Source organism: Pontibacter chitinilyticus, assembly GCF_039748935.1.
In the GTDB taxonomy this organism is placed as follows: Bacteria; Bacteroidota; Bacteroidia; order Cytophagales; family Hymenobacteraceae; genus Pontibacter; species Pontibacter chitinilyticus.
The window spans coordinates 231,830-256,266 of record NZ_JBDIZJ010000005.1 but is presented as its reverse complement, the minus strand read 5'-3'; the positions used below and the strand labels follow the sequence as shown (position 1 = coordinate 256,266).

The window sequence follows — 24,437 nt, the reverse complement described above, 5'->3', positions numbered from 1 at the left end:
AAGCGGACTTAATTAGCCCGAGAGCTACTCATAACCTGCCAAGAAAGATCGTAGGATTGAAGTTATCAAAGCATCATTGTGGGCCCGCTATGATGGTGCAGCCCACGAGCAGTGCTACCATAGGTTAGAAGGGCAAAGTACTTTCCGTTTATTGAAAAGCCGCATCCCCAGTACCACTTCATGGCTGCCACTGCTCATGCCGCCCAAATCGCTGATACCGGTGTCATAAGCATAGCTTACATCAAAAATATGGTTGAGGGTAACTCCTGCCAATACGGCGAAGCTATCGTTTTGCCGGTATGATCCTCCCACCCAGACGCGGTTTTCATATATTACCCGAAGGTTGTAATCCAGCGCGCCCGGCAGCGGCTGCGACCACGTCGCCATTACCGAAGGGATAACACTAAATCTATCCGTGACGTCGAACTTATAGGCCGCTGTTAAGAAGAAATGTTTATACAAGTAATTACGTTCTTCTATGTTGTTATCAAAATGCACATCATTGGCAAAGAGCTGTGAGCCAGATAAGCCGACATAAAAGGTACTGCTATAGAGCCACAGGCCCACAGAAAGGTTTGGTTTGGTAGCGCTCCAACTTACCGCTGCATTATCAGATGGGTCCGCCAGTTTAAGTTCGTTCGCCTGTAAGCTTTGCTGAATAATACCCAACGATGTACCAGCCGCCAGCTTAATTTCATCATTCAGCAGTAAATGATAGGCGTATGAAAAACTTACTTCTGTTCTGGAAAACGAGCCAACTTTATCGCGCATCACCATCAGGCCGATGCCATGGTGCGGCTTAACTCTTGTGGCTGGCCGCTGATTCTGTCTTCCGAACGAAGGCGCTGTGGCTGAGCGGCTCCGTTTGCCACCTGAACTGTAGCCAATCGGGGCATGCACGCTGGCATACATGGTAAAAGGTGCGCCGTCTATCCCAGCCCATTGCTGCCGGCTTCCTAACTTCACATCGGCATACTCCTCTATACCCGATATGGCCGGGTTGATGAGGTAATTATTGATCATGTACTGGCTGTACTGCGGCTTTTGCTGCGCTGAAGCAGCGAAGGCATACATACAACAGAAAATGAAAAGTAGAATTGACTTCATAAGTACCTCTTTTATTATTGGATTATGTCCACGTGCCCTGCCAGCTGCTTTTTATCAGGCATGGTAAGCACATAAAAGTAGGTGCTGACAGGTAGCGGCTTGCCTCTATAGATGCCATCCCATTCATTCTGATAGCTCATACTTTCAAATATGCGGTTGCCCCAGCGGTTGAATATTTCTATTTGCACGCCCTTAAACTCGGCGATGTTTTCTATTACCCAGGTGTCATTTACGCCATCACCGTTTGGAGAGAAGGCATTGGGTATACTAAGTGGCTTTCGGACCTGCACAACTACCTGCGCTGTGTCCTGGCACCCCTGCTCGTTGGTTACAGTCAGTGTGTAAGTGGTCGTTTCCGTCGGGTTGGCTGCAGGGTTTTGAAGTGTTGGATTATCCAGGCCTGTCGCCGGCGTCCACAGATACGTTCCACCGCCGCTGCCCTGCAGTGCTATACTTTGCCCGGCATCGATTAAGACCCGTGTACCGGCATCAGCCACAGGCACCGGCTCCACGATTGCCTGAACGGGTATTCGTTCGCTCTCGCAGCCCTGTTTTACCACAGCTACATAATACGTGCGCGAGTGCTCCAGCACAGGGGTTACATAAGTGCTGCCAGTGGCTTTCGCTATCGGGCTCCCGCCGGAAGGCTGATCATACCATCTGTAGTTGCCTGCCTCCGCGCCTTGCGCCGTTAGCACAATGTTTGCGGCACCGCATGCGCTTCCATCCTGCACTACTGGCGGCGCAAGAGGGGCAAGTATACTTACTTTAAGCGTGTTGGATGATGCTGTGACACCACAGGTGTTGCTTGCCTGTACGGCATAAGTCCCGCTTTCCTTTGCAGCGAAGTTCTCTTCTCCAGCTCCGACCGGCACGCCATCTTTCAGCCATTGATAGTGCACCCCTGCAACGCTGGTACGCGTCAACACTACGTTGCCGCCGTTGCAGGTCTGCAGCGCTCCCTGGGCAATAATTTGGGGTGCTGCAGGAGCTGTATGAATGGTGGCCGCTACCATGGTGCGCTCGCTTTCGCACTTGCCATTTGTAGTGGCTACAAAATAGGTCGTTGTACTTTTCAGCACTGGGGTGATGAGCTTTCCGTTCTCAAATCCAGAAATAGCTGCGCCCCCTTTCGCTGTGGTATACCACCTGTAAGCCCCATCCGTACCGCCAGAGGCCGTGAGGGTCAGGCTTTCGTTACTGCACCCTTCAGCACCTACTGCCACAGGTTTAACAGGAGCCGGCAGAACAGTAACTTTAACAACATTTGAGCTGGTAAAGGGACCACATAAATTAGTTATCTCAGCCATATAGGTGCCTGCTTCCGTTACTACCTGTGTTTGTTGCTTTCCTCCGAAGACCACTCCATCCTTCTTCCAGGTATAGGTGGCATACGGTACAGCCGGCACATGCAAGGTGGCCTGTTCGCCGGGGCAGAAAGTTACAGGTCCGTCTACATCAATCGCAAAGGCAGCAACAGGCTCATCTATTCGGATGGTAATGGCATTCGAGCTCTTGATATAGCCACAGAAATTTGAGAGTTCTACGGTGTAGGTTCCGGCCTTGGTAGCCGTATAGGTGTTAGGCCCTCTAAATACCACCACACCATCTTTCTTCCAGTAATAAGATGTCCCTATTATATCGGGCACCGTCATGGTAACACTGCCACTGCTACAGAACTGCAATGGCTCGGATGCAATGATCTTCGGCGGAGTCAGCTTCTTACTAACTAATACTTCGATGGTGTTGGATGTACCCACACAGCCATTCACGTCCGTTACAGTCACATAATACTTGCCCGCTTCCGACACGTTTATGTATTCATCCGTCGCGCCGTTACTCCATAAGTAGCTAACCCCTTTTGAGGCTGTCAGCATCACACTCCCCCCAGGGCACAACATGGTAGGTCCTGTCGCTTTTATGGTTGGCGCAACCGCCGATACACACGCATGCATAGTATAGCTCTGGCTGGTACCCGCTATCGTTTGCGCCCATACTGCTGTTGGTATTCTAAAGAGGAGGAAAGCAGCTATAAACAGCTTGTATAAAGACTTTTCAACGAAAGAAGGCATAAAGCAAATCAGAGTAAATTTATCCAATGGTATATTAAAGGATTTAAATACAGCTAAATATAAATAAAGTTTCATGCAAAACATACATGAATACAATTAATTATAAGTAACATCCGATTTAAGCCTTCTATAGCCGTATTTACCCTAGTGCGATAGTGCTGTTTGAGAAATAAAAAAGCCCGGGCAGTTTGCCCGGGCTTTTTTATTTGTAATGACTTTGTAGCCGATGTTACACTTTGCCGTAAGCCGTCCGCTCCACGATGCTGCGGCCCAGCGTGATCTCGTCGGTGTACTCCAACTCGCCGCCCACCGGCACGCCGCGGGCAATGGTGGTGATGCGCACTTCGCTATCGCGGAGCTTGCGGGTGAGGTAAAAGGCCGTGGTGTCTCCCTCCATGGTGGGGCTGATGGCCAGCAGCACTTCCTTTACTTCGGAATTTGGCAGGCGCTCCAGCAACGACTCGATGTGCAGGTCCGAAGGACCCACGCCTTCCAGCGGCGAAATCACCCCGCCCAGCACGTGGTACAGGCCCTTGTACTGCGCCGTGTTCTCAATGGCGATCACGTCGCGGATGTCGCTGACCACGCACAGCAGGCTGCGGTCGCGGAGCGGGTTGGCACAGATGCTGCACACTTCCGTGTCCGAGATGTTGTGGCACTCCTTGCAGTGCTTCACCTCGGTGCGCATCTTCACCAGCGCCTCGGCCAGCGAAAATGATTCTTCCGACTCCTCTTTGAGTAAATGCAGCGCCAGGCGCAGGGCCGTTTTTCTTCCAACACCGGGGAGTTTGGCCAGTTCCTCAACGGCGTTCTCTATCAGCTTTGATGGGAAATTCATCTAACCTCCTAAATTACTCTATGTTGGCCGAAAGAGACTTGTCGTGCAGGGCGGTACACATGCCCTCCAACTCTTCGTAGGAGCCAACTTTTACGGTGCACTTGCCTTTGTAATGAATGAGCAGCGTACACTGCTCGGCCTGCTCTGCGGTGTGGCGGCACACTTTAATCAGCGTGTCGATCACATGGTCAAAGGTGTTCACGTCGTCGTTGTATACTACCAGGTTGCGCAGGTCGGTGCTCTCTTCCAGCACCGCTACGTCCTCTTGATGTAAAATTTCTCTATCCCAATCCATAGCACAAAATTACGAAAAAATAAGTACTTCCGGAAGCTGCCCGGCATTATATCTGCCCGCCAAACGCTTCCTTTTACCTGCAGCAGCAGCATAATTTTTAACAAAACGCGCCGGGGGATAATTCCGCCGGCCCCGGTATTTTGCCTCTCCGGTAGCAATGCCAAAAAGGCCCCATTTTTGTTCTACACCAATAATCCTGCTTTCTTGCAGAAAGATTTATTAGCTAACATACACCTCAACTATTTGTTAACATGACTATACCCGCTTCTTACAAAAAGGTATTGCTGCTGTTTGTGCTGATCGCGTCCTCGCTTCAGCTGCAGGCGCAGAGCAAAACCCTCTCTATGCAGGATGCCATCATCAACCCGGCCCTGCAGCCCGAGAACCTGGACCAGCTGAGCTGGGTGGCCGGCACCGATGACTATACTTTCATCCAGGACAAGGCGCTGGTACGCGGTAGCGCCCGGTCACCCAAAACCAGCCCGATCCTGACGCTCGACAAACTCAGCAGCGCCCTGCAGGCGGCTGGCGGGCAGGAATTAAAAAGCTTCCCGGAGCTGCAGTGGGCGGATGCCAACTCTTTTGTGGCCGTGACCCAAAACAAAGTATACCGCTACGACCTGCAAACCGGGCAGGCCAATGTGATCACCACCTTCTCCGACTCGGCCGAGGCCATCGACCTGGACCCGACCAAGCAGCGCATCGCCTACACCAAAAACAACAACCTCTATATCTCCGTCCCGGGCGCGCCGGATGTAGCTGTCTCACACGAGGCCAATGTGGCGATCGTGTACGGACAGGCGGCGCACCGCTCGGAGTTCGGCATCACCAAAGGCACCTTCTGGGCGCCTAGCGGCAAACAGCTGGCCTTTTACCGCATGGACCAGACCATGGTGACCGACTACCCGCTCGTGGACATCAACGAAACACCGGCCAAACTCAATAACATCAAGTACCCGATGGCCGGCAGCAAGAGCCACCACGCCACCATCGGCGTGTATAACCTGGCCTCCCGCAACACCATTTACCTGAAAACAGGCGAGCCGGCCGAGCAGTACCTGACCAACGTGACCTGGAGCCCCGACGAGAAGTACATCTACATTGCTGTGCTGAACCGCGACCAGAATTACCTGAAGCTGAACCAGTACGACGCCCTCACCGGCGAATTCGTGAAAACGCTGTTTGAGGAGCGGAACGAGAAGTATGTGGAGCCCGAGCACGGCCTCTACTTTGTGCCCGGCAAGGCCGACCAGTTTGTGTGGGTGAGCGAGCGCAGCGGCTTCGACCATTTATACTTGTATAACACCAGCGGCAAACTGCTGCGCCAGCTCACCAGCGGCGATTGGATGGTGACGGACATTCTTGGCTTCGACAGCAAGGGCAAGGAACTCTACTATACCTCTACCAAAGAGAGCCCGCTGGAGCACCAGCTCTACAAAGTAAACCTGCGCAACGGCAAATCCGAGAAAATCACGCAGGGCAGCGGCACGCACAACCCGACCCTGAGCCCCAGTCGCCAGTATGTGCTCGATAACTTCAGCAGCTTTGACGTGCCGCGCAAGATTTGGCTCTTGAGCAACGATGGCAAGGTGCTGCAAACGCTACTGACGGCAAAAAACCCGCTCACGGAGTATAACCTGGGCACCACCACCGTCTTCCCCATCAAGGCCGACGACGGCACCACGCTGTATGCCCGCATGATCACGCCGCCGAACCTGGACAAGAGCAAGAAGTATCCGGCGGTGGTGTACGTGTACGGCGGCCCGCACGTGCAGCTGGTGACCAACAGCTGGCTGGGCGGCTCCAACCTGTGGATGCAGCTGATGGCCCAGAAAGGCTACGTGATGTTTACTGTGGACTCGCGCGGCTCCGGCAACCGCGGGCTGGCCTTCGAGCAGGCCACCTATCGCCAGTTGGGCACCGTGGAGATCGCCGACCAACTGAAAGGCGTGGAGTACCTCAAGTCGCTGCCTTTTGTAGACGCAAGCCGTCTGGGCGTGCACGGCTGGAGCTTCGGCGGCTTTATGACCACCTCGCTGATGACGCGCACCCCGGATGTGTTTAAAGTGGGCGTGGCCGGCGGCCCGGTGATTGACTGGAAACTGTACGAGATCATGTACACGGAACGCTACATGGACACGCCCCAGCAGAACCCCGAAGGCTACGACAAGGCCAATTTGCTCAACTACGTGCAGAACCTGAAGGGCAAGCTCCTGCTCATCCACGGCACCTCCGACCCCACCGTGGTGTGGCAGCACAGCCTGCAGTACATCAAGAAAGCCGTGGACCTGGGCGTGCAGCTCGACTACTTCGTGTACCCGGGCCATCCGCACAACGTGCGGGGCAAAGACCGCGTGCACCTGATGCAGAAGGTGACGAATTACTTTGAAGATAACCTGTAAAATTTATACTTTTGTGTGTGGCCGCTGTTTTTGCCGCGGCCACACATACTTTTTGCTGCTTTTCCCGTAGGCTTTCATGCCATCAAACGGACCTCATGGTGAAAAAGGAAGTCAGCGCCCCTCTGCCCCGCCCGGCAAGCAGAGCGGTTAATAAAAAAAGATTGTCGGACAGCAACAAAGACCTGACATACTGGTTAAGCAAGTCTCCGTCGGCACGCCTTGCCGCCCTGGAACACTTGCGGCACCTGTATAGCTTATTAGTAAAAATGGAGCTGACAAACGATTTTCAAAAGTTCATTCAAGCGCTGAACGCCTGCGATGCCGAGTACATCATCACCGGTGGCTTTGCGGTGGCCGTGTATGGCTACCCCCGCTATACCGGCGACATCGACATCTGGATCAACCCCACCCCCAAGAATGCTGAAAAAGTGCTGGAAGCTGTGCAGCAGTTTGGCTATACCGAGCAGGAAGTAAACCTGGAGGACCTGACCACGGCCGATATCGTGGTGCAGCTGGGTTATCCGCCCAACCGCATCGACCTGGCCACTGGCCTGGCCGGCGTGCATTTTGAGACCTGCTGGGAGAACCGGGTAAAACTGGCTTTCGGGGAAGTGGCAACCAACTTTATCAGCCTGCAAGACCTGAAGCGCAACAAAAAAGCCACGGCCCGCCAGCAGGACCTGCTGGACCTGGAAAACCTGCCGGAATAGTTTATGCCTGCCATTTCTGCCGCCTTCCGCAAAGCTGTCAAGCAGCTAAGCGAAAAAGAGAAAGAAGCGATCATCCTAAAGGCGGCCCGCCGCGACGCGGAGCTGTACGACCTGCTGCAATACGAGCTGGGCGAACTGACGCTGGACGAAGTATACGAGCAGAGCAAAGACACCATTCACGAACTGCTGCTCACCGCCAATGGCCGCAGCCTGGCCAAGGCGCTCACCAAAGCCTTGCGTAAAGCTCTCAAAGAGGTGGCTCGCTTTAAGCGCATCACCAAAGACCCCAAGGCCGAGATAGACCTGCACCTCTACGTTCTGCGCCTGATCTTCGACAACTTCACCGGCCAGTTCGACAGCTACTACAAAGGCTTTTATACCGCCACGGCCCGTCTGTTGCTGCGCACCCTGCAGCTCATCCGGAAAAACCTGCACGAAGACTACTACCTGGAGTATAAACCGGAGTTGGATAGCTTTCTGGAGCAGATCCACAGCCGCAATAAGCCGCTGCCGGTGGTGTTGCCAAAGGAGTTTGAGGTGGAGTAACGGGAGGAGGAGGTTTAGCAAGTGTACATCTTGCCTGCTGTTCTTAGGCTTGATAAGGCTCTTTTCCTGACAGTAATTTTATACTTTACTTAACCAGCTATACTTATTCACGACTATCTCTTAGAGATACTTCTGGCTTAACTTGATAGCTACTGTTTGCTACTTTATCTGACAGGCTATACTTACTAGCAGCTTTTTCATCCTCAGTTTTATACTTGTCTTGTTTCATCTTTGGTATTGGAGCGCTCTAAGCCCGCGAGGGCACGTCCTCGGGCATCGCGCTGCTTTCGTTTCCTGCCCTCGTGCCTCAGGCTGCCTCGCTAAAAAGCTCGTCACCGGAAACTCTCGAGGCGCTCAACCCAAGGACTGGAATCCTTTCCATTAGCTACTGCTTATACTTGAGCGAAACTTATACTATAACACGTATACTTCTCCAAAGCTATAACAGACTCCCCTCCTTAGTTAAGGAGGGGCAGGGGTGGTTGGACCCGGCTTAGCAACAGGTACCGCATTAGTCCTCTGCTACTTCCACTACTTTCTACAGCTTCCCTAAACCGTAGCTTTACAGCAGTAGGGCGATTTGATGTATGTTTTTCACGGCCTTCAGAAACGAAAACCGCTCTGACCTATTGCGAAGCCAGAGCGGAAATTGAAACTATAAGAAAATCTTGTATTTATTGCTGCGCTGTCACGTTCAGCGATACTACGAAATCATCATAAATGGCTTTGTCGCCCAGGTTGCCGAAGAAGCTTTCAGAGCCGTAGCGCACATCATACTTGGCGCGGTTCACAGTTACATCAGCTTTGGCAGTGGCTACTCCGTTTTTAACAGTTACAACAGCCGGGAAAGTGATCGGGTTAGTGATTCCTTTGATCGTCAGGTCGCCTGTTACAGTATAGTTGGGCTGGCCGGCCGCTGCGTTGGCAATCGGCTTCACGTTGGTGATCTTGAACGTTGCAGTCGGGAACTTCTCTACACCAAAAAAGTCGTCTGACTTCAGGTGGCCCAGCAGTTTGCCCCGATACTCATCGTCCTTGATATCGGTGTTAGAGATAGAGCTCATGTCTATCACAAAGTTGCCGCCTGTTAACTTGTTGTTGTTGATGTGCAGGGCGCCGCTTTGCAGTTTTATGTTGCCGAAATGCTCTCCGGTAACCTTCTTGGCGTGCCACTTGAGCTCACTTTTATCAGCTACAACACTGTAGGCTTTGCCTTTTGTAAGCGCCGCCACCTCGCTAGTGCCGGCAGACGTAGCAGAACCTGAAGGAGAGCCGGCATAAGCTGTAAAGAACAGGGAGCCGGCAAGTGACGCTAGGATGGTAAACTTTTTCATTTTTATAAATTTATCTCTGTTTGGAATAATGCGGTTGTTTATGCTTTAACCTCTGATCTTATTCAGCAAGCGGTTCAACTCCTTTGCCTCCTGCTCTGATAACTGCGTAATGCCAGCTTTTAAGCTCCCTCCTTCCAAGCCGTCCATCTGCTGTAGCAAGGCTAACCCTTTTTCAGTGATCAGCACATCTACCGTGCGGCGGTCTTCCGGACATTGCTTGCGGGTTACTAACCCCTTGGCCTCCAGTTTATCCACAATGCGGGAAGCATTAGAGGTTTTATCCAGCATCCGCTCAATCAACAAGCTAATGGTAGCTGGTTTCGGGTGCTGCCCCCGCAGAATGCGCAAAATGTTAAACTGCGGCAAAGTAAGTCCATAAGGTTTAAACAAGGCTGCCTGTGCCTGCTGCAACCAACCCGAAGTATAAATCAGGTTGATGTAGGCTTTGTGGTACTCACTTTTAAAGGCACTTTGCTGAATCTCCTCCTCTATCTTCATAGATATACGCATTGTCGATGCAAATATATGTACATACATTTAATGTACAAACATATTAAGCAAATTATTAGAAAAAAAGTTTCTTAAAACAGCTGGTTTTCACAACCAACAAACAGAAATTAAGTCAATTATAAGAAAAAGCAATGTTATTTCAGATACAATAGTCCGTCTTTTTCAAGCACTAATTTAAACGGCTCCTCCTCCACCATCATAAAAGTATCCAGGTCGGCAAAATCAAAGGCCTGGCTCAGCTGCATGGCCGACCAGATGCCTAGGCTTGTCTCTACCATACAGCCAATCATGGTGGTGAGGTGGTGCTGCCGTGCTAACTGCAACAAGCGTACCGCATTTAAGTAGCCGCCAGCTTTCATCAGTTTTATGTTGATGCCGTGGAATTGCTCCCGCAGCAGTTCGAAATCAGCTGCATCCGTTACCGACTCATCTGCAATCAGTGGCACCGGGCTCAACGGCTTCAGGTGCGCATAAGCTGCTGCGCAGGAAGCGGGCATTGGCTGCTCCACAAACAAGACTCGGTCGCGGTCCAGTTGTGCCAAAAACGCCAGCAATTCCTCCGGTTCCTGCCAGCTTTCGTTGCCATCTATCACCACAGGCGTTTCGGCAACGCGCAGCACTTCCCGCACCAGGTCCGTTGCGCCTTCGCGGTTTACCTTTACTTTCAGGCTGCTGAAACGCTGTAGCTGGTACTTGGAGATAAACTCCTGTACCTGCCCCGGCTCCATAATCGGTATAGTGAAGCAGGTGGCTTGTGCTTTGGGCGGTGCCTGGCCCAGCAACTGGTGCACGGCTATACTTTTGTGCTGGCAGAAATAATGTAAATACGCCGACTCGATAGCAAAACGGAGCGAATTAGCCGGTGCATACTCTTGTAGCAACTCCAACAGCTCCTCCATACTTTTAACAGTGGCCAGCCCCGACACCAGCAATACCTGGTACTGTTGCAGCAGCAGCTCCGGGGTTTCGCCGTAGCGCACGTTGGGCGCCGCCTCTCCAAAACCGCTGTAAGTGCCGTCTGACACCTGCACCAAAAAGTTAATTTTCTCGTCGCTGGCACTGCGGGCAATTTTCCAGGTATACTTTAGCTTTAAGTGTAGCGCTTCAATCCGCCAGTTCAACATAAGTAAATGTATTTTGTTTGATGATTTTAAAGATGAAGTTGCGCTTTTCCGGCGAAACTACCTAATCCCATTTTATACGAACGAACAGCACCTGTAAAGTTTCAGCACAGTGTTCTTCCCCGCATTTAGCAGTGCCCCGCTTTGCCAATGTGCGCTAAAAACTTATATTTGCTACGTTTTTGTAGTCGTGCCCCATCGGAATGGCCGCAAACAGAAGGCAAAACAGCTGTCTTTTACCGCGGCTACCACTAGGAATCTGTGCACGGGCGCACCCTCTCAACCTACTCGTATGAAGAAATCTTTTTTACCCCTTATTACCCTAGTCTGCATTACGCTGGCTGTTATCCTGAGTGTGCTGGACCATTACATGCTGCTGGCCCTCTCGGATGATGCTTTGCGTGTGGTGCGCTGGATTTGCCTTGGCTTTTTGCTGGCCTATGGTCTGCAGAAACGCTCCCTTACCACCTGGATACTGGTTAGTATGGCTGTTGGTGCCGAGATCGGCTATGACTTCCCGGCCATTGCCCAGGACCTGAGCGTGCTCAGCAAAGTGTTCCTCAAGCTGATCAAAACCATTATTGCACCGCTGATCTTTGGTACGCTGGTGGTGGGTATTGCCGGTCACTCCAACCTCAAACAGGTGGGCAGTATGGGCTGGAAAGCGATTTTATACTTTGAGATCGTCACCACGCTCGCCCTGTTCATCGGCCTTGCCGCCATCAACATCAGCAAAGCTGGCGAAGGTATCGACCCGAAACTGGCGGCAGGACACGAGGAGATTGTGGCACCGGAAAAACAGACAGCTGCTGACATCATCCTGCACGTGTTCCCCGAGAACGTCGCCAAATCTGTGGCCGAGGGACAGGTGCTGCAGATCGTGATCTTTAGTGTGCTGTTTGCCATTGGTCTGGCCATGGTAAGCGAGGACAAACGCAAGCCGATGCTCGACTTCTGCGAAAGTCTTTCTGAGGTGATGTTTAAATTCACCAATGTGATCATGTACTTCGCCCCTATTGGCGTGGGTGCTGCAATTGCTTATACCGTGGGCCACATGGGCTTTGGCATTCTGCTGAACCTGTTCCAACTGCTGGCTACGCTCTATGCGTCGCTGATTGCTTTTGCCGTGTTGGTGCTGCTGCCGGTGGCCCTGATCGCCAAGGTGCCGGTGAAGCGTTTTATCAAGGCGGTGTCCGGGCCGGTTTCCATCGCCTTCGCTACTACCAGTTCTGAGGCGGCCCTGCCGCGTGCCATGGAAGAAATGGAAAAGCTGGGTGTACCGCGTCGCATCGTAGCTTTTGTAATGCCAACCGGTTACAGCTTTAACCTGGATGGTACCACGTTATACTTAGCCCTGGCCTCAGTATTTGTAGCGCAGGCAGCCGGAATTTCCATGAGTTGGGAGCAGCAGCTGGTGATGGTTTTCACCCTTATGCTGACGAGTAAAGGCGTGGCCGGCGTACCGCGCGCCTCGCTGGTGATACTTTTGGGAACAGTAGCTTCTTTCAACCTGCCGGTATGGCCAGTATTTGCCATACTGGGTATAGATGAGCTGATGGACATGGCCCGCACCTCCATCAACGTAACCGGTAACTGCCTGGCCACCGCCGTCGTAGCCCGCTGGGAAGGCGAGTTTCACCCGGAGCGGGAAGTCGGACTGGCAGAAACAACAAACCCGAAACTACGCGATGCGGACGTAAAATCAGAACAAATATCTATTTAGGATTCACCGTAAACCACAATTATCAAGCACAACAGCCCACCCAAACGAGGTGGGCTGTTGTGCTTATGTGCAGGCAATACCTGCCATACTATCCGCTGCAGCTGCTCTGTGCTGGTCTACAAGGAAGCGATAACTTTCTTCTCTTTGCTTCTTGCTATATTTAAAGGCGAAGTGGTATCTTGAAGCGGAATTGGAGAAGAAGAATTATGCGCATATTACATACCTCAGACTGGCACCTGGGTCAGCGGCTCGTAAACCTCGACCGGACAGAAGAACACCAGCACTTCCTGGACTGGCTGCTGCAAACTATCGCCCGGGAGCAGGTAGAAGTGCTGCTTATGTCCGGCGATGTGTTCGATAACGGCGCTCCCTCCAACACAGCCCTGAAGTTATACTATGATTTTTTGCGCCGGATCTGCGCTACCTGCTGCCGCCATATCATTATCACCGGCGGCAACCACGATTCCGTTTCCACGCTCAATGCCCCGAAAGAACTGCTGGAGTGCTTCAACATTTACGTGGTTGGCGGCGCCTCGTCAGACCCGCTGGAGGAGCTCATCCCCTTAAATGATGAAGCTGGCCAGCTCCAACTGGTGGTCTGCGCCGTGCCGTTCCTCCGCGACCGTGACGTGCGTTTATCCATCCCCGGCGAAACCTTTGAAGAACGCGAGCAGCGCATCAAACAAGGCATAGCAGCGCATTACGCCGCTTTTGTGCCCCACGTGCAACCGTATAAAGCCCAAGGTATACCGGTGGTGGCCATGGGCCATTTGTTTGCAGCCGGTGGCACCGCCTCCGATAGCGAAAAAGAGATACACGTCGGCAATCTGGGCCAGATCGGTGCGGAGCAGTTCCCCAAAGAGTTCGACTATGTTGCACTTGGGCACCTGCACCGGCCGCAGCAGGTGAACAACACCCACCATATCCGCTATTCAGGCTCCCCTATCCCGCTTAGCTTTAGCGAAGTAACGGATACCAAAGTTATTTTTATACTTGATTTTGCCGATGGCAAACTGCAGGACCTGCACGAACTGGAGATACCCTGCTGCCGCAAGCTGGTGCGGTTTAAAGGGCCGCTGGAAAAGGTTAAGCAACAGCTCACCACCTACAACAACAGCGCCTACACACTAACCGCCTGGGCTGAAGTGCAGTTGGAACTGGACGCACCGCTCCCAGACCTGCACCAGCAGTTAGAAGCCATTTTAGAGTTGAAACGAGAGGAGCTGCAACTGCTCATTCACCGGCCGCCTATCCTCAGAAAATCGCCTCAATCGCTGGAACAGCAGATGCAGGAAGCAACAGACCTGCACGCACTCCGGGAGCAGGATGTCTTCCGGAAACGCTGCGAAAGCGCCTTTCCGGATAGCGACCACACGGAACTTGCAGCTACTTTCTCGGAACTGTTGGAGCTGATGGCACAAGGAGAGTTAGAAAATTAGAAAGTTGGTATGATCTTGCAGTGTGCGCAGCAGCTTTGAACGTCGGGCAGGCCACAAAGGAAAAGCTACAAGGCTTCTACTTCATAAATTTACAATACTCTACTGCAAGTATAAGCTTCTCCTCCAAAGCATACTACAAAAGCAGTTAGACTGCACCACTGCTGTATAAAATTTAGAATACCCATGAAGATTCTCTCCGTACGCTTCCAGAACCTCAATTCCTTAAAAGGGGAACATGAGATCCGCTTTGACCAGAGCCCACTGGCAGAGGCGGGGCTGTTTGCCATCACCGGCCCCACCGGCGCAGGCAAAACATCCATTCTGGATGCAATTACGGTGGGATTATATGGCCTGGTGCACCGCCACAGCAGTGATAAGCCGCTGGAACTGATGACGCGCCACACGGCCGAAAGCGCTTCGGAGGTGGAGTTTGAAGCCAATGGCAGGCGCTACCGTTCTAAATGGCACATCCGCCGCAGCCGGGGCAAAGCAGAGGGCAACATTCAACCGGTGCACATGGAGCTCTGCGATATGGCCGACAATGAGCCCTTTGACCTGAAACCAAGCCAGGTGCCGGAAAAAGTAGCGGAGCTTTGCGGCCTGGACTACAGCCAATTCCTGCGCTCGGTGATGCTCTCGCAGGGTGATTTTGCCCGTTTCCTGAAAGCCAGCCCCAATGAACGCAGCAGCCTGCTGGAGAAGATCACCGACACAGGTATTTACTCCCAGATCTCGCAGTTTGCCTACGAAAAAACCAAAGCTGAGCGCCAGAAGCGGGAAGAATTGGAGCGCCGCCTGCAGGATACCGAACTGCTGCCCGAGGAGCAGCGGCAGGCGTATCAGGCAAGTATAAAGGAACTCGCCGGCGAGGAAGCTATACTTGCCGGAGCGATTCAACAGCTGCAGGAGAAAGTGCAGTGGCTGCAACAGGTGGCGCAGCTGCAGGCTAAACAACAGCAGCAACAAGCTGCTTTGCAGGTGCAGGAGCACAAGCTTACAGCGCTGCAGCCCGAGTTCCGGAAGTTGTACCAGCATGAACAGGCGCATCAGTTTGCCGGTGAAATGGCCGAGATCCGCAACGCGACCGGGAAAGTAACGGAGGTGCAGGAACAGCTACAAACCCTCACCAGTCGGCTTCCTGCTTTGGAGGCGGAACTGGAGTTGGCCGGCAACATAGCCACCGAAGCAACCCGGACACACCAGCAACAGGAGGAGGCGCTGCAGAAGCTGGAACCGCTGCTGGCGCAGGTTAGCAAACTGGACCACCAGCTCCACAGCAGCCGCGAAGGGTATGGCAAGGATAAAGCAGCCTATGTTTCTTTGGATGAACAGCTGCAGCAGGAACAGGCATTTCTGCAGCGTAAACAGCAGGAACTTGACAAGCTGACGCAAGAGGCGACAAGTATAAAAGGTTGGCTGGCACAAAACGAGCGGCTGTATGAGCTGCCCAATGTACTGCCCCGATTTGAGCGTTCAATTGAAGATATTGAACAAGTTGAATTGCGTATCAAACGTACTAAGTACGAGCAACAAGAACTGCAACAGCAACACCGCCAGGAGGCAACGCAAGTGGCAACACTGCAACAGGAGCAGGCGCAACAGCAACATCGCCAGGAGTCACTCAGCAAAAAGAAAGAAGAAAAACTTACGCAGTTGCAGGCCATACTTGCTGACAGAAGTATGGAGGAGTTGGAGCAGGCGGCGCAGACACAACCTGCGCTGGTAGCCAGGTATGAGCGCATGCACGAACTGGCACAGCAGTATGCCGGATATGAGCAAAAACTGCAGAGTATCCACCGGCAACTGGCGCAGCACGCCACGCAAACAACAGCGGCACAACACCAGCTTCAGGAAACCCAGCATAAGTATAAGCAGGCACTCGATCACCTGGAAGCACTCCAGAAATTAGTGTTACTCCAGCAGCAGATGCAGCAATATGAGGAGGCGCGCCATACTTTAACACAGGACGAGCCCTGCCCCTTGTGCGGCTCCACCCATCACCCTTTTGTTGAAAACGGCTATACCTTTAACCTGCCGGAAGAAGTGCAGAAGCGCGACAGGCAGCAGGTCCAGGTAAAAGCGCTGGAGAGCCGCATACAACAACTGCAGGTAACGCTAAACACGCTGGCACAACAGCAACAGCTGGCCACCACTGCTAAAACAGAAACGGAAACAGAGTCCGGGCGCCTGAAGCAGGCATATGCCCAACTGTTGGAAGGACTGCCGCAACAAGTCGCCATTACTGAAACAGCACAATTAACGGCCCTGCTGCAGGTGCAGCAGGCAGCGGCTAATGCTTTGCAGCAGCAACTAGCGCAGGCACGGGCATTAAGCCGGGAACTGGAAAGTATAAAACAGACCTTGCAACAACTTCGGGAGGAGCAGATACAGGCGCAAGCCAGGTATAACCAGCTGCAGCAAAGTGAAAAGCTCCGGCAAACCCAACTGCAGAAGCTGAATGACTTGCTGGCTGATGAACAGGAGCAACAGCAGGCACACACTGAAACTGCCGAATCGTTTGCCGCCACCTTTGGACTCAAGTATAAGCCTGAGGAGCGGCGGCAGTTGCAGCAAAAACTGGAGCAACTGGCAAATGATTACACGCAAAAGCAGCAGGCGCTGGAGAACATGCGCGAGCAATATGCTGCGTTGCGGGAGCAGGTAAAAAACCTGCAGGAGCGCGTACAGGAAAAAGCAAAGGAGTTACTGGAGCGCCGGCAGGCACTGCAGGAAGCACACGAACAGCTCCTCGCCCTAAAGGCAGAACGTCAGCAGCTGTTTGGCGCGAAAGATCCGGAGCAGGAGCGGCTGCGCACCCGCCAGGAGGTAAAAGCATGCGCCACCCAGGCCGAAGAAGCCCGTACCAGGCAGCAACAAAAGCAACAGGAGCTGCAGGAAGCCCGCACACGGCAAGCGGAGTACCTGGCCCGTCATCAGCAAAATAAATCTGTGCTGGACGAGTTGCGCGAAGGATTACTGCGCGTGCTGCAGCAAAAAGGCATTGCCACCGTAGAAGCATTGAGCCAAATGTTGCTGGAGCGCGACGAAGCCGACCGCCTCGCCAACCTCAAGGCGCAGGCCGAAAAGCACCTGACCGAGTTGCGCAAAAGCTGCAGTGATGCGCAGCAGGAACTGGCGCAGGTGCAGGCAAAGCAGCTCACCCAAGCTAGTATGGACAGCCTGCAGCAGCAGCAGCAGGAGAAAATAACGCGCCAACGGGAGCTGATCGCACAGCGTGCCCGCCATGAGCAGCTGCTGGAGCAGGATACGCAACAGCGTGAAAAGAACAAAACCTTGGCTGAGCAGCTGCGAGTGCAGCAGCAGGTTTACCACCGCTGGGCGCAGCTCTCTGACCTGATCGGGTCAGCAGATGGCAACAAATTCAGCCGGTTTGCACAGGGGCTCACGCTGGCGCGCCTGGTAGAACTGGCCAACCGCCACCTGCACCAGCTCAACGACCGCTACCGCATTCTCAAGTCGGCTGACGAAGATCTGGAGCTGCTGATCGTGGACACCTACCAGGCGGAGGCGGTGCGCCCGATGAACACCCTTTCGGGCGGCGAGAGTTTCCTGGTGAGCCTGGCGCTGGCGCTGGGCCTCTCCGACCTGGCCGGCCGTCGCACGCAGATCAACTCGCTGTTTATTGACGAAGGCTTTGGTACACTGGATGCCGAAACGCTGGATGCAGCGATCTCCACTTTGGAAAACCTGCAGGCCGGTGGCAAAATGATTGGCATCATCTCGCACGTAGAGGCGCTGAAAGAACGCATCAGCACACAGATAAAAGTGCAGAAACAGGCGGGTGGTATAAGCAAAGTAGAAGTGACAGGCTGAAACCTGGCCTGCTGGCTATCGGACAAACTGCGGCCTCAGTTGCAGAAACGCGTTTCAGTGGCTGCAGGATAAAGACTAAAACAGTAAATAAAATATTACTCCCGGCCCAGATTGTACAAGTATAAATTTTCCTTATTTTCCCTGCTTAATCCAACCTTTAACTGATGAAAACAAACTTTACTAAAACAGCGTCTTTTCTGGTGGCGGCTATTTTATGCTGCACAAGCTGTGCCTCCAGCTACCATGCCGTGCATCCGCAGAGCATTAATTACGGTGCTAAAGTGGAGAGCAATGACATTGTACTACAGTACAAGTATGATGTGCTGGCCGAAGCGGGTAATAAGAAGTATGCGAAGAAAGAAAAACAGCATTTTGTGCAGGTGGTCGCCGTGAAGATCACCAACAATTCGGATCACGTGATAGATGCCACAAATGATTTGAAGTTCTTCGCAGGCCAGAACCAGTTTGCTCCGATTGCTCCGGAATTGGCACAACGTCAGCTCAAGCAAGGCGTGCCCATCTACCTGCTGTACCTGCTGTTCACCCCGATGCAGTTAACAACTACCACCGGTGGGCTAAACGGCGTTTCCCCCGAAACGAACACCTTTCCTTTAGGCGTTATACTTGGCCCGGGGCTTACCCTCTTTAATGTCGTGCGAGCCAGTTCGGCGAATAAACTGCTTCTGCGGGACCTCCAAAGCTACAACATTGCTAACCGCCAGCTCATGCCGGGCGAAACGCTTTACGGCCTTGTAACCATCAGCAACAGCGGCTACAATCCCATTACCATTCAGGCTGGCGAAGAAGTGGCGGAGACCGGAGAATAGGTATACCAGGCTGATATGCAGGTTTTCGGTGTGCCTGTGCAGGCGATTTCTCTGTTTTTATACTTTCAAACTTCTGTCTCTTTTGCATGGCAGCACAGGATTGTCTATTGTTGCACTGTAATACGGCTACCATACGTTTTATAAATATGAAGAGACTCTTTATCCTATTCCTGCTGCTAAGCACCTGCTTTACCTTTGCCTGCAAGCAAAACCACGAGCAGGCACGGGAGGAGTTCCGAAAGCGGCAGCAAGCTATACAGGAGCGGGCAGCAGAAGCACCAGCTACAGCTACACCTGCCCCTGCTGCCGAAAGAGATGACACAACCGCTACACCACCTGCTGAAAAGGCGTCGCAAAAACCTGCTTCTACGGCAGGCGACAAAGTAGTTGGGGTAAAAGACGGCGACACGATTGTGCTGCTGCGCAACGGAGAGGAGGAAACCGTGCGGTTATATGGCGTAGACACACCCGAAAAGACACAGGCTTATGGGCAGAAGGCTAAACAATTTACGTCTGATATGGTATTCGGCAAAACCGTGCAGCTGATCGTGAAGAACAAGGACCGATATGGCCGCACCGTGGGCACGATCATACTTGCTGACGGCCGCAGCCTAAACGCGGAGCTGGTCCGGAACGGCTATGCCTGGCACTATACCGCTTATTCTAAAGATAAGAATTTGGCGAACCTGGAGGCCGATGCCCGCCGCTTTAAACGCGGCCTGTGGCAGGACCCGAACCCCACGCCGCCCTGGGACTACCGCAAAGTGAAACGGAGTGGTAGCAACACGGCTGCTGCAACTGCTTCAACATCCGCAGCTCCGCTTCCGGCGGGAGCCACCAAGCGCATGGTATACCTTTGTAACAGCGGCAGCGCCACTGTGTATTATTACAAAAAGGACTGCGCCAACCTGCAGCATTGCAAAGAAAAAGTTGTTACTGTAACCGAAGCCGCAGCTATTCGCGAATACCACCGCCGCGCCGATAAGTCCTGCGGCCAGTAATTTTAAGTAGTATATTTGAGCATCCGTGCATTTACTTTTTTCATGATCAGCCTCTACCCGATAAAACAAGCCAAGCCTTTGCAAAACTGTATTTCCGCAGCAATTTTCACGCTGCTGCTACTCGCCTCCTGTCAGCCATCAACAGAAAACAAAGCTACAATAACCAGCCAGGTAAGCAGTGCCGCCACACCCGCAGATACGGTGCAAAAAAGGCCTGCTCCTACTTTCTACATCATCCCACCAGATCTGATCCGCAAGCGCGTATGGCTCTGCGATGCCCCGGCAGCAGACGTTTTCCACACCAGAAATGATTGTCCCGTTCTGTTGGAATGCCGTGGCAAAGGCACATTCCGCAATGTGACCCTGCAGCGTGCTATAGAGGAGTATGGCCGCTATAACTGCCCGGTATGCAGCAAAGAGCTGAGCTCCATTTTTGATGAAAACCTGGTGCGGTAACGCCTCAGGCTGCTTTACTATTGGCATGTAATACCAGCAGGGGTACTTTGGCCTGGTAGGTCATGCGCTCGGCAAGGCTTTGGGAGAATAACTCTTTCAAAAAGCTTTTCTCTTTGCGGAGGATAGCCATGGTGTTCCCGTTTATTTTCTCGAAGTAGTGTTTCAGGCCCTCTGCCTGGTGGCGGCTGGTAATTTCCTGGAAGTGGAGCGGCACATCCGGGTACGTCCGCTTCAGCTCCGCCCAGAATTGCTGCGACCGGACGTTTGTTTCCTGCGTTTCCTCCTTCACGGCATGCACCACATGTATATCTGCCCCAAACAGGCTCCCGAGGCGAATCACCTGCTCTAAGGCGCGCTGGTCTTCCTGGGTATAATCGGTGGCATATACAATCCGCTCGATGACAGGAGCAGGAGCCGTAGCCGGCACCGACAGCAAAGGGCATGTTACCTCTTCGGCTACGGCCGCTGTGTTGCTGCCTACCAGCAGCTCTTCTATAGTGCTGCCATGGCCGGTGGTACCCATTACAATCAGATCATAGCCTTCCGTTTCGGTTAGCTGCGCAGCCAGGTCAGTTAGCAGCGCTTCTTTCAGAACATAATCGCAGGTAAAATTACCGGCATGGTTGGCATTAAATTCATGTTCGAGGAACAAGCATTTGGCTTTTAAATTTTCGCTGGCCAGGCGCATCTGCTCGCCCAGGATCTCCGAGGCAGACAGGGCTGTTGCTGTGGTGCCGGTGAGCGGCAAATGCACTACATGCAGGAGTGAGAGGTGCGCATTGGCATGCTGCGCAATGTAAACCGCATACTCCAGCGCCCTGTCAGATGCCCGGGAGAAGTCGGTAGGACAAAGAATTTTTTTCATAACTATTGGTTGTGTTGTGTGTGTTGTGGAACTGGTTGGGGCAGTTTCACCTGCATACGTGGGGCGGCAGAAAAATATAATTATTTTACTCAAAACTTATAACGATGCCCCTTTCTGTACACGTACAGGCCTTCGTTACAAACCTTATAAACGCAGAAGGAGCGGTATGCTGTGCACCCGCTCCTTCTGCAGCAACTTTATCAGCTATTTAGCTAGCAGTTGCCTGTTCTTTTATCTCTTTCCAGGTCCAGTTATACTTGGGCTTTAGGTTGGCATAAGCCTTTCGGAAATACTGCACCACCTCCTCCTGCAGCACTTGTGGCGGTATAGAAGAAGTATAAATTTCCCGTGCAGTGGGGTTATCATATGTTTCTACACGTTTCAAGGCATCACCCTCCAGGCGCAGCAGCGGCCCCGTTTCCGTTATAGAATCAGAGGTCCAGCTGTAGCCGGAAGTTTCCAGTTGGTTGAGCCTTTGAGCCAACGGGGCCAGGCTGAGCCGCGGCAGCGTAGGCCGTGAGGCAATATCGACCCAGGTGGTATACTTGTACTCCAGTTCATAGCGGTTCTGGTCATAGCACATCAGCACAATATCGAACCCGATGGTGCGGCTAAATAAGGCATAATAATGCAGCGGATGGGGCGTTTGAATGACGACCAGCCCGATCTCAGGGTGCCGCGTTAGCTTAGTTTCCGGTTTATACATGTCGCGGTAACCCAGCAGCACGCCGCCTACTTCGTCTTCCCAGGCGCCGCGCTCCCAGTCAGGGTCCTGCAGCACACGGCCAAACTCGCGCAAAAAGTAAGCGAATTTACCTGCACACTGGGCCGCCTCCTTCTCCTCCATTTCGTCGGCGGCAAAGGGCTTATAAAATAGCTCCCGCTCTCTGGCATTGATCCAGCACACCAGCTTCAGCGCTTCGCCAGCCACAGGGTTGTTCAGGTCCAGCTCCCGGAAATCACCGATCAGCGCCATTTGCCGCAGCAGTTCTTCATGCTCCAGCGCCTGCTCCGGGTGCAGTAGCGCCCATACGCCTACAAAGCCGTCAATATCAAAGTGATTGGCGGTGACATAGGGCAGCTCCAGTTCTGGCAAATGCTGACGTAAGGCATTCAGCACAATGCCCGCACTTGTATCGGCGCGGATTGCTTCTGGCGTTGGTGCTCCCCGCCAATGCGAAAGCATGAACCCGTTGGCGTGGGTGCTGTCTACAACCAGGGCTTTGTGGTCTTTCACTTCGGAGAAAGGAATAAAGTGTCGTTTCATAAGGATTTAAAGGTAAGCAGAAGCTTGTATAGAAGCTATACTTTGTGTCTGAGGCCGGGGTTCAACTTAAACTGCTTGCCGGAAAGCTGTGCTTTCTGTTTGGCAGGCGATCAGCACCAAACACGACATCCTGGCAAAAGCGCGCTGCTGCCACCTTTTTCCGATTCTCCTACGTATTTCGTAACTCGTGTCCTCAAATCAACAACCATGACCTTGAAAGATATTTACGCCACCTCCCTCACCCTGCTCACTGATCTATACCAGGTAACCATGGCGTACGGCTACTGGAAGCAGGGGATGGCGGAGCAGGAGGCCGTATTTCACCTGAACTTCCGCAAAAACCCGTTTGGCGGCGGCTATACTGTAGCGGCAGGCCTGGAGTATGTGGTGCACTACCTGGAGCAGCTACAGTTCCGGCCGGAAGACCTCGCTTATCTCGCCTCATTAAAGGGGAGCCAGGGCCAGCCACTATTTGAGCAGCCTTTCCTGGATTACCTCCGCGACCTGCGTTTTTCCTGCACCATAGATGCCATACCTGAGGGTACAGTGGTGTTTCCTAACGAGCCGCTGGTGCGGGTGCGCGGACCGTTGCTGCAGGCGCAACTCATCGAAACACCGCTGCTCACTATTATCAATTTCCAGACGCTGATCGCGACCAAGGCCGCCCGCATAAAGGATGCCGTAAAAGGAGACCAACTGATGGAGTTTGGCATGCGCCGTGCGCAGGGCATCGACGGAGCCCTTTCGGCCACCCGGGCTTCCTTTATAGGCGGGGCCGATGCGACCTCCAACCTGCTGGCTGGCAAGTTGTTCAGCATTCCCGTTCGGGGTACCCATGCCCACAGTTGGGTGCAGGCCTTCGACTCGGAGGAAGAAGCGTTTACGGCTTACGGCGAAGCTTTTCCGACCGACTCTGTTTTTCTGGTAGACACCTATGATACCTTGGAAGGCGTGCAGCATGCCATTGCCGTCGCTCAGAAACTACAGCCGCAGGGCTTTCAGTTTGGCGGCATCCGCCTCGACTCCGGCGATTTGACTTACCTGAGCGTGGAGGCGCGTAAGCTCCTGGACGCTGCCGGCTTCACCAACACCAACATTGTTGCCAGCAACGACCTGGATGAACACCTGATCACGAGCTTAAAGCAGGAGGGCGCTAAAATAAATGTATGGGGCGTGGGCACGAAAATGGTCACAGCCTACGACCAGCCAGCCTTAGGTGGCGTGTACAAACTGGCTGCTATCCGAAAAGAAGGAGGCGATTGGGAATACCGGATCAAGCTCTCGGAGCGCCGCGATAAAACTTCTAACCCCGGCCTGCTGCAGGTGCGGCGCTTTTACGACGGCAGCGGCACCTTTTTGGCTGATATGATCTATAACGAAGCAGAACCGCTGCCCCAGAAACTGCAGATCGTGGACCCGCTGGATAGCACGCGTCGCAAAACAATTGCTGCCAGCACTCCTTCAAAAGAGCTGCTGGTACCTGTGTTTAAAGAGGGAAAATGCGTGTATACTTTACCGGACCTGCGAACAATTCAGGCAAAAACCAAAGAAGAAGTAAACCGCCTGCACGAGAGTATCCGCCGCTACCTGAATCCGCATAGCTACCCGGCAGGGCTGGAAGGAAGCTTGCATCAGTATAAAACAGACCTTATTTTTAAACTGCGCCAGCAAACACCGGAAGTATAACGCTATTATTTTACAAAAGCCGGCAACTACTTCCGCTTGTTTTTTCCGCGCCGGTTAGAGATGCGCTCCAGGGGCTTATTGCGCACCCAGTGCAGGTACTTCTGCAGCGGTTCTGCCTGCCGTAGCGCCTCCAAGGTATTATAGAACACAGCTAGTTCCCGGTTGCTCAGGTGCAGGTGAATGGTGCTATGGCAAGGCTGGCACAGTTCGGCCGTGGCCCCGTAGCGGCCTCCCTCCTCGCGCGGCACCAGGTGGTGGGTAGACAGGCTCAGCACCTCCCGTCCGCAAAGCTCGCATACCAGTTCCTTTTGCTTTTTCCCCATCTTTCAACTCAGGTTTTAATTCTGTAACATCAAAACCAGCTGCAGAGTTTATACTTAAGTGGCAAGTCAGGGCAAGTATAA

21 protein-coding genes are annotated in these 24,437 nt (G+C 52.9%); 10 read left to right on the top strand and 11 right to left on the bottom strand.

The genetic code is table 11. The annotated features are described in order from the left end of the window. Positions 1-114: 114 nt before the first annotated feature. The 4 genes from ABDW72_RS10810 to ABDW72_RS10795 form a co-directional block, all read right to left on the bottom strand. Complete coding sequence (locus ABDW72_RS10810; protein ID WP_347158571.1) at positions 115-1,107, bottom strand: PorP/SprF family type IX secretion system membrane protein; 993 nt, start codon at positions 1,105-1,107, stop codon at positions 115-117. Positions 1,108-1,121: 14 nt separating this feature from the next. Further along, positions 1,122-3,179 (bottom strand): Ig-like domain-containing protein, encoded by a 2,058-nt coding sequence (locus ABDW72_RS10805; RefSeq protein WP_347158570.1) that lies wholly within the window; start codon positions 3,177-3,179, stop codon positions 1,122-1,124. 229 nt (positions 3,180-3,408) lie between these two features. Beyond that, a complete protein-coding gene (recR, locus tag ABDW72_RS10800; RefSeq protein WP_347158569.1) occupies positions 3,409-4,017 on the bottom strand; it encodes a recombination mediator RecR in 609 nt (202 codons plus the stop codon). 13 nt (positions 4,018-4,030) lie between these two features. Continuing rightward, complete coding sequence (locus ABDW72_RS10795; protein ID WP_347158568.1) at positions 4,031-4,312, bottom strand: ATP-dependent Clp protease adaptor ClpS; 282 nt, start codon at positions 4,310-4,312, stop codon at positions 4,031-4,033. 251 nt (positions 4,313-4,563) lie between these two features. Between ABDW72_RS10795 and ABDW72_RS10790 the strand changes: the two genes are divergently transcribed. The 3 genes from ABDW72_RS10790 to ABDW72_RS10780 all read left to right on the top strand — a co-directional run bounded on the left by ABDW72_RS10790 (position 4,564) and on the right by ABDW72_RS10780 (position 7,970). Beyond that, entirely contained in the window at positions 4,564-6,714 is a 2,151-nt protein-coding gene (locus ABDW72_RS10790; protein ID WP_347158567.1) for a S9 family peptidase, read from the top strand. 95 nt (positions 6,715-6,809) lie between these two features. After that, positions 6,810-7,424, top strand: coding sequence for a hypothetical protein (locus tag ABDW72_RS10785; protein WP_347158566.1), 615 nt, complete (start codon positions 6,810-6,812; stop codon positions 7,422-7,424). A 3-nt stretch (positions 7,425-7,427) separates the two neighbouring features. Then, positions 7,428-7,970 carry a hypothetical protein gene (locus tag ABDW72_RS10780; RefSeq protein WP_347158565.1) on the top strand — a complete coding sequence of 181 codons (543 nt, stop codon included), beginning with the start codon at positions 7,428-7,430 and terminating at the stop codon, positions 7,968-7,970. A 103-nt stretch (positions 7,971-8,073) separates the two neighbouring features. Here the strand turns inward: ABDW72_RS10780 and ABDW72_RS10775 are convergent, their stop codons facing one another. The 4 genes from ABDW72_RS10775 to ABDW72_RS10760 all read right to left on the bottom strand — a co-directional run bounded on the left by ABDW72_RS10775 (position 8,074) and on the right by ABDW72_RS10760 (position 10,938). Beyond that, entirely contained in the window at positions 8,074-8,199 is a 126-nt protein-coding gene (locus tag ABDW72_RS10775) for a hypothetical protein (protein ID WP_347158564.1), read from the bottom strand. Positions 8,200-8,644: 445 nt separating this feature from the next. Next, a complete protein-coding gene (locus ABDW72_RS10770) occupies positions 8,645-9,304 on the bottom strand; it encodes a YceI family protein (protein ID WP_347158563.1) in 660 nt (219 codons plus the stop codon). Positions 9,305-9,349: 45 nt separating this feature from the next. Continuing rightward, positions 9,350-9,802: a MarR family winged helix-turn-helix transcriptional regulator gene (locus tag ABDW72_RS10765; RefSeq protein ID WP_347158562.1), complete on the bottom strand. Its 453-nt coding sequence runs from the start codon at positions 9,800-9,802 to the stop codon at positions 9,350-9,352. A 146-nt stretch (positions 9,803-9,948) separates the two neighbouring features. Continuing rightward, positions 9,949-10,938, bottom strand: coding sequence for a dipeptide epimerase (locus ABDW72_RS10760; protein WP_347158561.1), 990 nt, complete (start codon positions 10,936-10,938; stop codon positions 9,949-9,951). A gap of 289 nt (positions 10,939-11,227) precedes the next feature. Between ABDW72_RS10760 and ABDW72_RS10755 the strand changes: the two genes are divergently transcribed. From ABDW72_RS10755 to ABDW72_RS10730, 6 genes are all read left to right on the top strand, one after another. Then, entirely contained in the window at positions 11,228-12,658 is a 1,431-nt protein-coding gene (locus ABDW72_RS10755) for a dicarboxylate/amino acid:cation symporter (protein ID WP_347158560.1), read from the top strand. A 206-nt stretch (positions 12,659-12,864) separates the two neighbouring features. Then, positions 12,865-14,097, top strand: coding sequence for an exonuclease SbcCD subunit D C-terminal domain-containing protein (locus ABDW72_RS10750; protein ID WP_347158559.1), 1,233 nt, complete (start codon positions 12,865-12,867; stop codon positions 14,095-14,097). Positions 14,098-14,280: 183 nt separating this feature from the next. After that, entirely contained in the window at positions 14,281-17,931 is a 3,651-nt protein-coding gene (locus tag ABDW72_RS10745; protein ID WP_347158558.1) for an AAA family ATPase, read from the top strand. 164 nt (positions 17,932-18,095) lie between these two features. Further along, positions 18,096-18,758 carry a hypothetical protein gene (locus ABDW72_RS10740; protein WP_347158557.1) on the top strand — a complete coding sequence of 221 codons (663 nt, stop codon included), beginning with the start codon at positions 18,096-18,098 and terminating at the stop codon, positions 18,756-18,758. Between the two features lie 146 nt (positions 18,759-18,904). Further along, the gene (locus tag ABDW72_RS10735; protein ID WP_347158556.1) at positions 18,905-19,759 is read left to right on the top strand and encodes a thermonuclease family protein; all 855 of its coding nucleotides are present in this window, start codon (positions 18,905-18,907) and stop codon (positions 19,757-19,759) included. Between the two features lie 42 nt (positions 19,760-19,801). Continuing rightward, positions 19,802-20,215, top strand: coding sequence for a hypothetical protein (locus ABDW72_RS10730; RefSeq protein ID WP_347158555.1), 414 nt, complete (start codon positions 19,802-19,804; stop codon positions 20,213-20,215). 4 nt (positions 20,216-20,219) lie between these two features. Here ABDW72_RS10730 and ABDW72_RS10725 read toward each other — a convergent pair whose 3' ends face one another. Beyond that, the gene (locus ABDW72_RS10725; protein WP_347158554.1) at positions 20,220-21,080 is read right to left on the bottom strand and encodes a universal stress protein; all 861 of its coding nucleotides are present in this window, start codon (positions 21,078-21,080) and stop codon (positions 20,220-20,222) included. A 208-nt stretch (positions 21,081-21,288) separates the two neighbouring features. Continuing rightward, a complete protein-coding gene (locus tag ABDW72_RS10720) occupies positions 21,289-22,347 on the bottom strand; it encodes a DUF6687 family protein (RefSeq protein WP_347158553.1) in 1,059 nt (352 codons plus the stop codon). Positions 22,348-22,554: 207 nt separating this feature from the next. Here ABDW72_RS10720 and ABDW72_RS10715 point away from each other — a divergent pair, with 207 nt between their 5' ends. Further along, entirely contained in the window at positions 22,555-24,033 is a 1,479-nt protein-coding gene (locus tag ABDW72_RS10715; RefSeq protein ID WP_347158552.1) for a nicotinate phosphoribosyltransferase, read from the top strand. Between the two features lie 26 nt (positions 24,034-24,059). Here the strand turns inward: ABDW72_RS10715 and ABDW72_RS10710 are convergent, their stop codons facing one another. After that, positions 24,060-24,356 carry an HNH endonuclease gene (locus ABDW72_RS10710; protein WP_347158551.1) on the bottom strand — a complete coding sequence of 99 codons (297 nt, stop codon included), beginning with the start codon at positions 24,354-24,356 and terminating at the stop codon, positions 24,060-24,062. Between the last annotated feature and the right edge of the window lie 81 nt (positions 24,357-24,437).

Coding starts and splice junctions, on each gene's coding strand:
- ABDW72_RS10710 (WP_347158551.1), bottom strand. CDS start 24,356: ATGGGGAAAAAGCAAAAGGAACTGGTATGCGAGCTTTGCGGACGGGAG.
- ABDW72_RS10745 (WP_347158558.1), top strand. CDS start 14,281: ATGAAGATTCTCTCCGTACGCTTCCAGAACCTCAATTCCTTAAAAGGG.
- ABDW72_RS10750 (WP_347158559.1), top strand. CDS start 12,865: ATGCGCATATTACATACCTCAGACTGGCACCTGGGTCAGCGGCTCGTA.
- ABDW72_RS10715 (WP_347158552.1), top strand. CDS start 22,555: ATGACCTTGAAAGATATTTACGCCACCTCCCTCACCCTGCTCACTGAT.
- ABDW72_RS10810 (WP_347158571.1), bottom strand. CDS start 1,107: ATGAAGTCAATTCTACTTTTCATTTTCTGTTGTATGTATGCCTTCGCT.
- ABDW72_RS10775 (WP_347158564.1), bottom strand. CDS start 8,199: ATGAAACAAGACAAGTATAAAACTGAGGATGAAAAAGCTGCTAGTAAG.
- ABDW72_RS10795 (WP_347158568.1), bottom strand. CDS start 4,312: ATGGATTGGGATAGAGAAATTTTACATCAAGAGGACGTAGCGGTGCTG.
- ABDW72_RS10790 (WP_347158567.1), top strand. CDS start 4,564: ATGACTATACCCGCTTCTTACAAAAAGGTATTGCTGCTGTTTGTGCTG.
- ABDW72_RS10725 (WP_347158554.1), bottom strand. CDS start 21,080: ATGAAAAAAATTCTTTGTCCTACCGACTTCTCCCGGGCATCTGACAGG.
- ABDW72_RS10770 (WP_347158563.1), bottom strand. CDS start 9,304: ATGAAAAAGTTTACCATCCTAGCGTCACTTGCCGGCTCCCTGTTCTTT.
- ABDW72_RS10760 (WP_347158561.1), bottom strand. CDS start 10,938: ATGTTGAACTGGCGGATTGAAGCGCTACACTTAAAGCTAAAGTATACC.
- ABDW72_RS10785 (WP_347158566.1), top strand. CDS start 6,810: ATGGTGAAAAAGGAAGTCAGCGCCCCTCTGCCCCGCCCGGCAAGCAGA.
- ABDW72_RS10740 (WP_347158557.1), top strand. CDS start 18,096: ATGAAAACAAACTTTACTAAAACAGCGTCTTTTCTGGTGGCGGCTATT.
- ABDW72_RS10755 (WP_347158560.1), top strand. CDS start 11,228: ATGAAGAAATCTTTTTTACCCCTTATTACCCTAGTCTGCATTACGCTG.
- ABDW72_RS10780 (WP_347158565.1), top strand. CDS start 7,428: ATGCCTGCCATTTCTGCCGCCTTCCGCAAAGCTGTCAAGCAGCTAAGC.
- ABDW72_RS10765 (WP_347158562.1), bottom strand. CDS start 9,802: ATGAAGATAGAGGAGGAGATTCAGCAAAGTGCCTTTAAAAGTGAGTAC.
- ABDW72_RS10805 (WP_347158570.1), bottom strand. CDS start 3,179: ATGCCTTCTTTCGTTGAAAAGTCTTTATACAAGCTGTTTATAGCTGCT.
- ABDW72_RS10720 (WP_347158553.1), bottom strand. CDS start 22,347: ATGAAACGACACTTTATTCCTTTCTCCGAAGTGAAAGACCACAAAGCC.
- ABDW72_RS10730 (WP_347158555.1), top strand. CDS start 19,802: ATGATCAGCCTCTACCCGATAAAACAAGCCAAGCCTTTGCAAAACTGT.
- ABDW72_RS10735 (WP_347158556.1), top strand. CDS start 18,905: ATGAAGAGACTCTTTATCCTATTCCTGCTGCTAAGCACCTGCTTTACC.
- recR (WP_347158569.1), bottom strand. CDS start 4,017: ATGAATTTCCCATCAAAGCTGATAGAGAACGCCGTTGAGGAACTGGCC.